Consider the following 14,160-nt stretch of genomic DNA (forward strand, 5'->3'; position numbering starts at 1 on the left):
ACTTTTCTGTTGAAAGTGTACAATTATTATTAATAGAAGGTCATATCACAATGATTGATATAGTAAAAAGATAAAATCATAAAGTTATAAAACTGTATAAAAAGTAACACTAACAAATAATTAGAGTTATCTAAATGACTAGATAAAGAATTAAGTTAAAACTTTAATCACATATAATTGCAAATTTAGTTTTGTTTATACGAATAATACACCAAAGAGTATAACCAAAATTATATACCTAAAATCAGCAAAAAAAACGCTTTTATCACATCATTTTATCATCTCCTTTTTTTGATCATGTAATGAGGTCTATAGCTAGTAACCTTATCTATAATCCTTTAAAATGATATTACTTAAACTGATGAGGTATTCCCTATGCGTTGGAGAAACCAAAGAGAGAGTGATAACATTGAAGATCGCCGCTCACAATCAGGAAGTGATATTGGAACAAGGATTCCAATTGGTGGTAAAGGTAAAATTGTTTTATTTATTGTTGTGTTAGTTGCTGGTTATTACGGCGTTGATTTAACTGGCTTACTGAATAGCAATCTGATTGATTTAGACGATACCACATCCATATCATCAACATCGCCTGTTGATAATAGTTCTATAAATAATAATGCAACTAAATTTACCTCAACTATCTTGGCCAGTACTGAAGATTATTGGAGTCAAGAGTTTCAACAATTAGGTAAAACCTATATTGCGCCTAAATTAGTACTTTATAGTGGTGCAACTCGAACTGCATGTGGCACAGGTCAAGCAATGATGGGGCCATTTTATTGTAATCTCGATCAAACGGTTTACCTTGATCTATCATTTTATCAAGAGATGAAACAACGCCTAGGTGGCGGTGGTGATTTTGCTCAAGGCTATGTGATTGCCCACGAAGTAGGACATCATGTACAAAACTTACTTGGAATTTTGGCTAGGGTTGAACAATTAAGGCAAAATCAATCTAACGAAACCAGTAACCAGCTATCAGTCAAACTTGAACTACAAGCCGATTGTTATGCTGGATTATGGGGAAATGCTATGCAAAAACAGAATATTTTAGAGATGGGTGATATCGAACAAACCTTAAATACCGTACAAGCAATTGGCGATGATCGCTTACAACAGCAAAATAATGGTTATATAATTCCTGATAGTTTTACCCATGGTTCATCAAAACAACGTTATAACTGGTTTAAACGTGGTTTTGATAGTGGAGCAATTAATCAGTGCAATACATTTATTCAATAAGGAAATTAAAAAGGAAATAAGTATGTCGAAAAAATTAGTCAACCGAGTTTTATTAGTTAATGATGATGGAATTGATGCACCTGGGATCCGAATTTTAAAAAGTATTGCTGAAAAGATCGCCAACGAAGTTTGGATAGTCGCACCAGTTGTCGATCAAAGTGGTGTTTCTTGTTCAGTTAGTTTGAAATCACCATTTCGCGTACAAAAGCGTAACCAAACAGAATATGCAGTTTATGGTACACCAGCTGACTGTTCATTATTTGCCATCAAATCATTAATGGCGAAACAATTGCCTGATTTGGTTCTATCTGGGATTAACAATGGTTCAAATTTAGGCTTTGAAACTGTATTATCAGGAACGGTTGGCGCCGCAATGATGGCTATGACACTCGGTGTGCCAGCAATCGCATTGAGTCAAGTGAGTAGTGAAGACAATATACCAACAGATTGGCATTGTTCAACTCATCTTGCTGAGTCAGTGATAAGACAATTGCTATCCCTAACGACACCAAAGAATACTTGTTTTAATATTAATTTTCCTAATTGCCGAGCAGAGCAAATAAAAGGAATTAAAATCACCAAACAAGGGACTGCTGATGTTAGCAAATTTGTGGTTGCTGAAACACAAGATCCTGAAGGACATGAATATTTTTGGTTTAGAGCACAACGCAATCAAAATGTGCTTGATGATGATAAAGAGCTCGATGCAGCCAATAATGGCTATATCGCGATTACACCATTACATTATGAACGTACTGATTACGACTTTTATCAACAAATAAAAGCTACATTTAACGTTTAACTTTTTGTTTGATGGAATTAATGCGTCTTCCTTGATTAGCTAAAAAATCAGGAAGACATAAAATATAAAGCTTTTGAAATTATTTCTTAACCAATGCACAAAAGACAAAAGAAATAGTAACCATCACTAAACCAATCCAATAAATTATTTCATGACCATATGCTTGTGATGCAAAACCTTGAATAATCCCAGCCAAAATAACACTACAAATAATGCCATTATTAAATAAAGTTGAAGCAACCCCCATTCGAGTTGGTAACAAATCTTGGAAATAGATAATACCAATATTGGCAACAATGCCAATAAATAGTGCGTTAAAAAGCTGCAATACATATAACATGATTGGGTCAATAAATAAAATCATACCAACATAAAATAAAATTCCGCAAATGATAGCGATAAAAAACAGATTACGCTTACCTAATGCTGGTACCATATAACCAGCAATTATCATTACTGGAATCTCAATCCCTGCTGCCAACCCCATTAACGCACCAGGTAATGAATCAGAAAGATGCAATACCTTTTCAACATAAATTGGCATATCGATAATATACATCATATTAGCAGTCCACATAAAAATAGTAGAAAGTAGCAAACACATAACATTACGATTAGTAAAAATTGATTGATTAGCGGTAGCTAACTGACTAGGACTAAGTGAGCTGATTGACTTCTTTTCTACTGGTGGTAAAAAAACTGCTACTACAAACATGGATATGATAAACATCGACATCGCACATAAATACATTGAGGTAAAACCATAATGGATAGCTAAACCAAATGATAATGGCGGACCAATAACCCATGCCAATGATAATTGTGCTCTAATCAATGAATTAAAGGCAACGGCATTTCTGCCACTTTTTTCAGCATATTCGCGCGCCATAGCAAAAACTTGTGGCATGGCAGCCGAAGCTAACGCGGCAAAAAATACGCCTAATGTAATTAATACATAATAGTTACGCGAATAAGCAAAAATCAGACTATTTGCTAACCCCATCAAGCAACAAAAAATAACAATCTTACGTCTGTCACCTTTGTTGTCTGAATATTTAGCTAGCAAATAACTACCAATAATACTGGCTAATGCATTAATTGAGAAAAATAAACCTACTAAACGAGGGTCAGCACCCACTTCAAATGATAAGAAACGACTTAAGGTAGGTGATTGCAATGCACCAGCGACACCAATAATAAATGTAGTTACTAAAAAAGCGCCAAAAATTACGCTCGATTTTCGAAGAGATGATGAAGTCATAATAGGAACTTAACAATATGATAATGTGTAACAATTATATCCCTAAAAGTAGTGCGAATATAGGCTTTAGTTAGATCATTAGCTAATTATTCAAGCAATAGTTAATTTTAATAATAAAATAAATTTGTGCTAATCATTTTTTCACCATTAAATTAATCATTCTAGTTTGAAACAAAAATCTTATTTCAACGTTATTCTTTTAATCGATTTTCCCAATTCATTACTTAACCAACTTTCTATGATTTTTATACTATATTATTAAAGAAATAACTTAATACAGTAATAAATTAGTTATCTTTAGGTAAACCTTGCTTAGGTGATTACCGAATTAATAAAAAAGCAAATTGTTCGTAAGGAAGATAAAATTTATTAACTAAATCAAATTGCTTAAGTAAATTATCAATAGTATTAGAATTTTGTACTATTAAGCTTCGTCAAGTTAAATAAACATTTATGTTAAGATTGCCAATAATTTGTAATCCTCATGACATAGTTTTAGATCTCTGTTCTAATATAGAAAGAACTCTTTATTTGATGATTAAATATTAGTAGTAATAGAGGATAACAAATGAGTTTTTTAAGAAGATTTCTTAATTTTAATTCGAAAAAAGACAAAAATTTAATATTTTTAATTATCCAAAAACCCCTTTCCTCAAAATTTTTAAACATCATTCTTAATGCAAAAATTTGAGCCAAAAAAGTTTTGATATCTTAGTTATTAATGAAGAAGCAAATAGATAAGTGACATGGTTTAGTAAAACTAAAATAATATATAAATTTGGTAAATTGATTTGAATCAATATGATAGATAAACACTAAATGAATTCATATTAAACTAAAACAGAAAAAATCTCGATAATGACAAAAATTTATGATTATTCCAATCTTAGGTTAGGAAACATCCTTGTTGATTAACAAAAAAATACATTTTTTTGCGATAATTAGTATAAATAATTTATTTTTTTTTACAATTTAAGTTTTAAAAAAAATTGTTAAGATATGTAAATAAATTCTAAGATTACTATTTTCTTTTCATTACTATTTTTTACTTATTTAGTTAAAAAAGATTTCTTTTTGTTTTTTTGAGTGTACAATCAAAATCATCCACAAAAAGAGGTAACGTTATGTTATATAATAACAAATCCACCCAAACTCACCATGATAATCACGAGCATTGTCATGGAGATTGTCATAATATTGCTCATAATCATGTACATGATTCTCACCATTCTCATGAAGCTAGTCACACCGCATGCTGTGATGGGCATGATAATAGCTCATCACAAAAATGTGAGATTGAAGATCCCCCCGAAGACCCAGAGCGGAGTAGCCAAGGCGTTAAGTTAACTTGGAAAATTCAAGGTATGGATTGCGCCCATTGCGCAAGCAAAATCGAAAACGGTGTTAAAACACTACCTAATATTAATCAAACCAAAATCATATTCTCAACCGAAAAATTAATCGTTTTTGTTCCTAAGCATGATAATGCAGTAATCAAGATGATTGAAGATAAGGTTACGGAACTAGGCTATACGCCGATTTTTGAGTCTAGCCCGGCTCATCACCATGACCATTCGCATAGTTTTGATAAAAAGGCATTTATTCCATTAGCGGTTTTAGGTGTATTGATTGTGGTTAGTTATCTCATTTTGTTGGTGAATAAAACCGCAGGTGAATATGCGTTTATTGCGACAGCTGTAGTTGGGATTATCCCAATTTTGAAGGAGGCCATTGTTTTAACCCGTAGTGGTACGCCGTTTGCGATTGAAACACTAATGAGTATTTCGGCAATGGGTGCGCTGTTTATTGGTGCAGCCGAAGAAGCCACCATGGTGATCTTTCTGTTTATGATAGGCGAGATGCTAGAAGGCTTTGCAACCAGTAAGGCAAAAAAAGGTATCTCATCACTGGCCGAGTTAATGCCTGATGAGACGGTGATTATTATTGATGGTAAAAGGAAAACAGTTGCTAGTCATACCTTAAAACCAGATGATATTATCGAAATTTCATCCGGTGGTCGATTACCAGCTGATGTTATTTTGGTTAGCGAACAAGCCAGCATTGATGAAAGTGCGCTAACCGGTGAGTCCATTCCGGTTAATTATTTAAGTGGCGATAAAATTTTAGCCGGGTCGTTAGTAGTCGATAATACCATTCAACTTAAGGTGATTTCAGAATCGGGACAAAATGCTGTCGATCGTATTTTACAGCTGATTGAAGATGCCGAGGATCGTAAAGCGCCAATAGAGCGGTTTATCGATAAGTTTAGCCGTTATTATACGCCGGCGATTACATTATTTGCGTTTTTAGTGATCCTAATTCCACCATTGTTTACCGGCGCTGATTGGTATACTTGGATATATCGAGGGTTGACGTTGTTGTTAATTGGTTGTCCTTGTGCGTTAGTAATATCAACTCCAGCGGTGATTACCTCGGCCTTGTCTAGCGCGGCTAAATACGGTGTATTAATTAAGGGCGGTGCTGCACTTGAGCGTATTGGTTCAATTAAAATGTTGGCGTTTGATAAGACAGGAACATTAACCGAAGGTAAGCCACAAGTGACTGATGTCATTAATCGACACTGTTCTAACGAGGAGCTGTTAACGATTGTTGCTGCGGTTGAAAGCGGCTCACACCATCCTTTAGCTAAAGCATTAGTCGATTATGTTAAGCAACAGCCGATCGAGTTTGCCGAAGCAAATAATCGTAAAGCAATTGCTGGTGTTGGGATCCAAGGTGAATTAAATCAGCAAACCTATTTTGTTGTGTCACCAAATAAGATCGAGACAGTGTCAACTGCGCTTAATGCCGAGGATGCTCATACGATTACTCAGCTTGAAGATGGTGGTAAGACGGTTGTAGTCGTTACCACCAGTCAACAGTTGCTGGGGATTATTGCTTTGCAAGATGTACTGCGTGGTGATGCTTTGCCGGCTATCACAGAGCTTAAGCAACTTGGTTTGCAAACCTTGATGTTAACTGGCGATAATCAACGCGCCGCAAAAGCAATTGCCGGTCAATTAGGTATGGAGTATCGTGCTGAGCTATTGCCGGCAGATAAGTTGGCCAAAATCGAAGAGATTGGTCGGCAGACTCCGATTGCGATGATTGGTGATGGCATTAATGATTCCCCAGCGATGAAAGCCGCCACAGTCGGAATTGCCATGGGCAGTGGGACTGATGTTGCACTCGAAACGGCGGATGCGGCGTTGACTAAAAACAATTTGTTAAGTTTGCCAATGTTGATTCGCTTAACTCGCTTGGCTAATCGAAATATTAAGCAAAATATTACCATTGCTTTGGGAATTAAGTTGATATTTTTAATCACTAGTTTATTTGGCGTGACAGGGCTTTGGTTAGCGGTGTTAGCTGATTCTGGTACTACGGCAATCGTTACCGCTAATGCTTTGCGGTTATTAAGAATTAAAAAATAGGTAATAATTTTATCATGCCCCATTTATGCTTAAATGGGGCAATTTTGTGACAGCGACTATTGACTATTTATTCATCACTCCTTAATGAAATTTCGCCACCGATAAACGCCTTGGTTTCGCCATTTTGTTCTAAAAGTAATGCACCCTGCTCATTTATACCTTTAGCAACACCTCGGATCACATTGTCACCAATTAATAATTTAACCGGGCGATTAACAAAATTGTCAAGTCGTTGCCAATCATTAAGAAATGGTGTTAGACCGTGTTGTTCAAAGTCACGAAGTTTAGTTTTGAGGTTTTTAGCTACCTTTGCTACCAGTAAATTGCGATCAACTTTACCTAAATTAGCCCATTTTTGGTTGACGATGTTGGGATCGGGGTTGGTCATCATTAAGTTGACCCCCACACCAATAACAACATGCGCGCAATCACCGGTTTTACCCGCAAGTTCGACTAATATGCCTGCAAGTTTTTGATCATCAAGATACAAATCATTAGGCCATTTAACTTTGATATCTTGACCAGAGATTTCCCGTAATGTATCAGCCATCACAATACCAACCACTAAACTTAGTCCCATAGCAGCTGCAATACCTTGATCAAGTCGCCAATACATCGAAAAGTAAAGATTACTGCCAAACGGTGCGAACCATTGTCGCCCTCGTCTGCCTCGAGCTTTAGATTGAAACTCGGCTACACAACTGTCACCTGTTTGTAATTTTTCAATATTATTTAATAGATATTGGTTGGTCGAGTCGATGATCGGCAACACCTCTACATGACTATCCTCACCATAATTTTCGTCGATTTTGACTTTATCGAGTAAGTCAATTGGTGATGCTAAACAGTAACCTTTACCTTGTACGGATGATAAGGTGATGCCCCAATCTCGTAGTACTTTGATATATTTGTTGATGCCAGCACGGGTAATGCCAAATTGGTTGGCAAGTTCCTCACCTGAGTGAAACTGTCCATCAGCTAATATATTGATTAATTTCAATGGATTTTGGTTGCTGCGCATTCAATCCTCACTTTTTGAGCAATAATAAAACAACAAAATAGAGTGAAATTATAGCAAAACTAATAAATAAGTAAGTATTGCTTAATGTGTCCATTATAAAAGCTATCACTGCCGGAGCAACTAGACTTCCGAGTGTATTGGTTAATAGCATGGCTTGGTTCATCGATACAATTTCTTGTTTGCGAACACATGAGCAAGCCCACGCCATGGAGATTGGGTAAATGGTGTAAATGGTGGCACCAAGTAGAATAATGGCTAATACACCGTAAACGTTGAATATCAGCAAGCCACAGGCGATCATCATGAAAATTGATTCAACTAACAATACAATACGGCGACCAAACCTATCTGCACACCAGTTAGCCGGCATTTGGGCAATCACACCAGAAAGTATTAGTAGTACCATCCAATTGGCGACTTGGTTATCGCTGTAGCCCAGATGTGAATAGTAGGCTGGCATTAACGAATAGAGTGAACCAATTAACATACCGGCAATCGCACAACCAATCAAGCCAACGCGAGAAGGTTTATACATTATCATTGGCATAATGTTGAAACTGCTTTTTTTCTTCTTCGGTAATTTGTAATGGGTTAACAATATAAATAAGATGGCTAATCCCATTAATACGGCAATCACTAAACCAAAATAGAGAACCTCTTGCGGAAAATATTGCAGCAAAGCTTGCCCTAATACGGTGCCTAAATAGTAGGTAGTGAGATAGACCGCCAACATTTTGCCGCGGGTACGCACCGTACCGGTAACTAAGATACAACTTTCAATCACCACCCAAGTAACAGCACAAGCGATCCCAATGAAAAATCGCCAGATAGCCCAGCTGTAAAAATCCATTGAGAAGCTTAAACCGATAGTCGCAATTGCAAAGATGATACAACTGTAGGTGTAAGTAAATCTGGCATTAAATCGGCTAATAAACCAATTTGCCATGATGGTACCTACTAAGTTACCAGTAAAATAGCTTGAACCAACTAAACCTATCTGTCCAAGCGAAAAATTTTCACGGACTAACCAAAGCGGCACTTGGGTATTGAGTGCCGATAAAGCGATGGTAACAAATAGTAGACTCGTTAATAAAATAGGAAATGAATACGAATGTTTCATAAGTTTGTAAGTAATTTTGTTGTTTTTAGGACGTATTTATAAAAATTTATCCACGTCAATTTCACCTGTCGCTCCCATAAATCGAATTTCAGGCGATAGGTGCACCGAAAACTTTTGCAATACTGCATTGATGATATAACGCGCTAATGCGACAACATCTTGCGCGGTCGCATTATCTTTATTGACTAATACCAGAGCTTGTTGTTGATGGACTGCTGCACCACCAATTTGGTATCCTTTTAGACCACACTGATCAATTAACCAACCGGCAGCTAATTTTATTTGATCTGCTGTTTGTGGATATATAGGCATTGTTGGATATTTTTCAAGTAGTTTATCCGCAAGTTTTTTATCGACTATCGGATTTTTAAAGAAGCTTCCACCATTACCTAGTACATTAGGATCAGGCAATTTGCTTCGACGGATTTCACACACTTTATCAAAGATCATTTTAGGGGTGACGCTATTTGCATCAAAATTTCTTAATTCACCATAAGTTAGTACTGGATTCCACTGTTTTGGTAATTTGATACCAACATAGACAACGGCATAATCATTGGCATATTTTTGTTTGAAGATGCTTTCACGATAGCCATATTGACCATCAGTGACAGTAATAATTTTACCGGTTGCAAATTCAAGTAATTCAACATAATCCGCGACTTTTTGAAATTCAACCCCATATGCGCCAATATTTTGGATGGGTGCAGAACCAACACAACCGGGTATTAAAGCCAAGTTTTCAAGGCCAGGGATGTTCTGGTTAATAGTGTTAGAAACTAAATCATGCCAATATTCGCCGGCCCCCACTTTTAAATGCCAGTGAGTCGCGCTTTCGGTTATGGTTAATCCTTTAATTCGATTAACTATGATTGTACCAGCAAAATTTTCAGTAAATAATGTATTACTGCCTTGTCCAATAATTATAAAAGGTTGATTATCGAGATTGTTTTTCCAAACTTGCATTAGTTGTTCAACAGTTGTGACTGTTTCGACCCGGTTGGCATAAACATCTAGAGCAAATGTATTAGGAATTTTTTGGTTCATTAATGACTACCTTTTATAAAAAATACTTTTAAATTCGATTAAACCAATTTTATTTGACGCTTTTGATAGACATTCAGTATTTAGAATTAATCAATCAATGCGTTATCAATTTTTGATAAAACACTTTATTTAATCATTGTTTATTTATTTGCTATCTTAACACAATGCAAAACGATCTTTTATGGATTAAACTATTTTTTTACTTATCTTGACTTTTTATTTATTGATAAAAATGTCAAAAGATTAGCCAAATAATCAATGAATATGAGCTAATCCCTTTTTTGTTTTTTTTTATCATGTATTATAGCTAACCAAACGATCTTTTTTATAAATTTAGTTATAATCTATTTTACTCAGCCTTATGGTAAACGTTATTATTATTTTATAAAATTCGAGAAATAAGTTATCGATCACGGTTTTAAATGAAGTTATGCTTCAAGATGGTAGCTCTGTTTTATGGTAGTTGAGATTTAGAGGAAATTATGAAAAGAGTTTTTATTATGATCCTCGATTCCTTCGGGATCGGCGGTGCTGAAGATGCCAAAAAGTATGGCGATGAAGGTTCGGATACTTTAGGTCATATTGCCGAAGCTTGTGCTTTAGGTAAAGCAGATCATGGTCGACAAGGACCATTAAGATTACCAAATTTAGGGAAATTAGGTTTGATCGAGGCCGCTTATGAATCTACAGGTGCATACCCTAAAGGAATGGCTACCAAAGGTGATGTAATTGGTGCTTATGGTTATGCCAGTGAAATTTCATCTGGTAAAGATACGCCATCTGGTCACTGGGAGATCGCCGGCGTACCGGTATTATTTGACTGGGGTTACTTTACCAATACTACCAACAGCTTTCCGCAAGAATTATTAGATAAGATTGTTAAACGTGCTAATTTACCGGGCTATTTGGGTAATTGCCATTCATCGGGTACCGTGATTCTTGATGAGCTTGGCCTTGAGCATATGTCGAGCGGTAAACCTATTTTTTATACCTCTGCTGATTCTGTTTTTCAAATTGCCTGCCACGAAGAGACTTTTGGTCTAGATAAGCTTTATGAAGTTTGTGAGATTGCGCGTGATGAGCTTAATAAAGGCGATTATAATATCGGCCGCGTTATTGCTCGACCATTTTTAGGTAATAAGCCTGGTGAATTTGTCCGTACCGGTAATCGCCATGATTTAGCTGTCGAACCACCGGCGCCAACAATGATAAAAAAATTGGTTGATGAAAAACAAGGTAATGTTGTGTCGATCGGTAAAATTGCCGATATTTATGCCGAAGTGGGTATTACAAAAAAAGTTAAAGCAACAGGTATTGAAGCGTTATTTGATGCTTCACTAAAAGAAATCAGACAAGCGAAAGATAACACGATTGTGTTTACCAATTTTGTTGATTTTGATTCATCTTATGGTCATCGACGTGACGTTGCTGGTTACGCAGCAGCGTTAGAATATTTTGATAAACGTTTGCCTGAGATGTTAGCGCTTATTGAGCCGGGCGATCTTTTAATTATTAGTGCCGATCATGGTTGTGATCCAACTTGGTCTGGTACGGATCATACTCGTGAACATATTCCAGTTTTAGTTTACGGTGATAGCGTTCCTGCTGGGTCATTAGGTCATCGTAAAACATTTGCTGATATAGGACAAAGTGTTGCCGATTATTTTGATTTATCACCAATGGATTATGGTGAATCATTTATTCGCAAATAGTAAGCTGTTTTTTGTTAGTGTAGTAACGTTTTTTTAGTAATAAATCAGGAGATTTAAATGCCTACCCCACATATTAACGCCGCCGATGACGCTTTTGCTCAAACGGTTTTGATGCCCGGCGATCCATTACGCGCTAAGTTTATTGCCGAAACTTTTTTAGAGAATGCTAAAGAAGTTACCAATGTTAGAGGAATGCTAGGTTTTACCGGTGACTATAAAGGAAAGAAAATATCTGTTATGGGGCATGGTATGGGCATTCCATCTTGTTCTATATACACAACTGAACTGATTAAATTTTATGATGTTAAAAACATCATTCGCATCGGTTCATGTGGCGCCATCAGCCCCGATGTCAATCTTGGTGATGTGGTTATTGGCATGGGTGCCTGCACTGATTCAAAAGTCAATCGGTTACGTCTTAAAGATCATGATTTTGCCGCCATTGCTGATTTCGGTTTAATTTGTAATGCTGTTAATGCAGCGAAACAATTAAATGTGAATGTTAAAGTGGGTAATCTTTTTTCTGCTGATCTATTTTATAGCGTCGAGCCTGATCTTTTCGATATTATGGAAAAATACAATATTCTAGGCGTCGAAATGGAAGCCGCTGGTATTTATGGTGTAGCAGCAGAATACGGAGCTAAAGCATTAGCGATCTGTACAGTTTCAGATCATATTCGCAAAGGCGAAGCTATGTCATCTGAACAGCGCCAGCTGGGTTTTAAAGAGATGATTACAGTCGCTTTAGAGTCGGTATTAGTTAATTCATAATAAATAATGGCAGAATATCTGCCATTTTTTTTGGTTACTCAAAAAAGAGGAACCAAGAATTTTAACATTGACGTTATTATTAACGGTAAATGTTGTTGAGCGTTATAACTAGATTATTAATAGTAATAACAAAATTTTATCTTTATTCATTAATTTTTATCTAATAGGTTAGAAAGATCTCATTTAATAAGGAATCAAAATGAATACCAAGCTACAACTGAAAGTTATATTATTTTTACAATTTTTTATCTGGGGGAGTTGGCTAATTACCTTAGGCTCCTATATGATGATTAAATTAAAATTTACTGGTATTGAAGTTGGCGCCGTATATGGCACCATGGGTATTGCTTCAGTATTTATGCCTAGTCTGCTTGGTATCGTAGCTGATAGATGGATACCTGCTAACCGCTTATATGTGCTTTGCCATTTGATTGGTGCAGTAACCTTATTTATCGCTGCATCTATCACATCGCCATTTTTAATGATGAGTGTGATGCTTATCCATTGTCTTGCATTTATGCCAACCATTGCAATTTCTAATTCAATTTCTTACTCTTGCTTAGAATCACAAGGACTAGACGTTATCGAACAGTTCCCGGCAATTCGAATCTTCGGCACTATCGGTTTTATCGTAGCAATGTGGATGGTTAGCTTTATGCAGTTAGAACTCAGTAATATGCAACTTTATATTGCAGCTGGTAGTTCAGTTTTATTGAGTCTTTATTCATTAACCTTACCTTTAATTGAAGTTGCAAAAAATGATGGCAAAGAAAAGTCTATTATAAGTTCATTAGGTTTAGATGCATTTATATTATTAAAACAACCTAGATTGGCTATCTTCTTTTTATTTGCTGTGTTATTAGGTGGGATTTTACAAATTACTAATACTTTTGGTAATCCGTTTCTACATGACTTCGATAAAGTACCAGAATATGCAGATAGTTTAGTGGTTAAATTCCCATCAGTTTTATTATCTATTTCACAAATTTCAGAAGTCGTATTTATCTTATTTGTACCATTTTTTATGAAAAAACTTGGTATTAAATACGTGATGTTAATCAGTATGTTGGCATGGGTTGCTCGCTTTGGTCTTTTTGCTTACGGCGATCCATCACCATTCGGCTTTGTACTGTTACTGTTATCGATGATTGTTTATGGTTGTGCCTTTGATTTCTATAATATTTCAGGCTCAATGTATGTTGAAAAAACAGTATCACCTAACATCCGTAACAGTGCTCAAGGATTATTTATGACAATGACTAACGGTATTGGTGCTTATTTAGGTTCAATGATTAGTGGTATTGTTGTTGATCACTATACTTCAGAAGCGGGTATTGATTGGCATAATGTATGGCTTGTCTTTGCAGGTTATTCATTAGTGCTTGCAATTATTTTTGTTTTAATTTTCCAAAATGATACTACTGAGCAAAAAACTGCAACCGTTAGAAACTAACTAACATAAAATTCAATTAATATTAAAATAAATAGTTGAATCAGGTTATTAGCTAGTAACTTAATAACATCAATAATTAGGCAACCGTTAAATTGTTGCCTAATTCTTAACTAGGCTAAAATGTTACCAGCCTCACATAAATTCGATAAGTCACACAAAATGTATGGAAAATAAGTGTCTTATCAAGGTAGAATAAAATGCTTGTAAAAAGAGTGCCAATTCAGCTTTTGTTACTCTAATCAATTGCTGAAATATGACTATTACAAGTGCCCTATAAGCATAATTGAACAGATT

General features: G+C 35.6%; 10 protein-coding genes. 6 read left to right on the forward strand and 4 right to left on the reverse strand.

The features are described 5' to 3' along the window. Nucleotides 1–375 precede the first annotated feature (375 nt). The gene (locus tag H3T83_RS07665; RefSeq protein WP_198215473.1) at nucleotides 376–1,245 is read left to right on the forward strand and encodes a neutral zinc metallopeptidase; all 870 of its coding nucleotides are present in this window, start codon (nucleotides 376–378) and stop codon (nucleotides 1,243–1,245) included. Between the two features lie 22 nt (nucleotides 1,246–1,267). Then, entirely contained in the window at nucleotides 1,268–2,047 is a 780-nt protein-coding gene (surE, locus tag H3T83_RS07670; protein WP_065650911.1) for a 5'/3'-nucleotidase SurE, read from the forward strand. Nucleotides 2,048–2,126: 79 nt separating this feature from the next. Here the strand turns inward: surE and H3T83_RS07675 are convergent, their stop codons facing one another. Further along, nucleotides 2,127–3,308: a sugar efflux transporter gene (locus tag H3T83_RS07675; RefSeq protein WP_198215474.1), complete on the reverse strand. Its 1,182-nt coding sequence runs from the start codon at nucleotides 3,306–3,308 to the stop codon at nucleotides 2,127–2,129. Between the two features lie 1,124 nt (nucleotides 3,309–4,432). Here H3T83_RS07675 and H3T83_RS07680 point away from each other — a divergent pair. Beyond that, a complete protein-coding gene (locus tag H3T83_RS07680) occupies nucleotides 4,433–6,742 on the forward strand; it encodes a zinc/cadmium/mercury/lead-transporting ATPase (protein ID WP_198215475.1) in 2,310 nt (769 codons plus the stop codon). Nucleotides 6,743–6,809: 67 nt separating this feature from the next. Here the strand turns inward: H3T83_RS07680 and birA are convergent, their stop codons facing one another. The 3 genes from birA to murB are packed head-to-tail and all read right to left on the reverse strand — an operon-like array spanning nucleotide 6,810 to nucleotide 9,930. After that, nucleotides 6,810–7,763 (reverse strand): bifunctional biotin--[acetyl-CoA-carboxylase] ligase/biotin operon repressor BirA, encoded by a 954-nt coding sequence (birA, locus tag H3T83_RS07685; protein WP_065578326.1) that lies wholly within the window; start codon nucleotides 7,761–7,763, stop codon nucleotides 6,810–6,812. Nucleotides 7,764–7,770: 7 nt separating this feature from the next. Then, complete coding sequence (locus H3T83_RS07690) at nucleotides 7,771–8,883, reverse strand: MFS transporter (RefSeq protein WP_065650915.1); 1,113 nt, start codon at nucleotides 8,881–8,883, stop codon at nucleotides 7,771–7,773. 36 nt (nucleotides 8,884–8,919) lie between these two features. Beyond that, on the reverse strand, nucleotides 8,920–9,930 hold the full coding sequence (murB, locus tag H3T83_RS07695) for a UDP-N-acetylmuramate dehydrogenase (RefSeq protein ID WP_198215476.1): 1,011 nt from the start codon (nucleotides 9,928–9,930) through the stop codon (nucleotides 8,920–8,922). Between the two features lie 482 nt (nucleotides 9,931–10,412). Here murB and H3T83_RS07700 point away from each other — a divergent pair, with 482 nt between their 5' ends. The 3 genes from H3T83_RS07700 (at nucleotide 10,413) to H3T83_RS07710 (ending at nucleotide 13,866) form a co-directional block, all read left to right on the forward strand. Further along, a complete protein-coding gene (locus H3T83_RS07700; protein WP_198215477.1) occupies nucleotides 10,413–11,642 on the forward strand; it encodes a phosphopentomutase in 1,230 nt (409 codons plus the stop codon). A 57-nt stretch (nucleotides 11,643–11,699) separates the two neighbouring features. Then, nucleotides 11,700–12,413: a purine-nucleoside phosphorylase gene (gene deoD, locus H3T83_RS07705; RefSeq protein WP_198215478.1), complete on the forward strand. Its 714-nt coding sequence runs from the start codon at nucleotides 11,700–11,702 to the stop codon at nucleotides 12,411–12,413. Nucleotides 12,414–12,612: 199 nt separating this feature from the next. Beyond that, complete coding sequence (locus tag H3T83_RS07710) at nucleotides 12,613–13,866, forward strand: nucleoside permease (RefSeq protein ID WP_065578321.1); 1,254 nt, start codon at nucleotides 12,613–12,615, stop codon at nucleotides 13,864–13,866. Nucleotides 13,867–14,160: the final 294 nt, after the last annotated feature.

The organism is Gilliamella sp. M0320 (assembly GCF_016101635.1).
GTDB lineage: Bacteria > Pseudomonadota > Gammaproteobacteria > Enterobacterales > Orbaceae > Gilliamella > Gilliamella apis.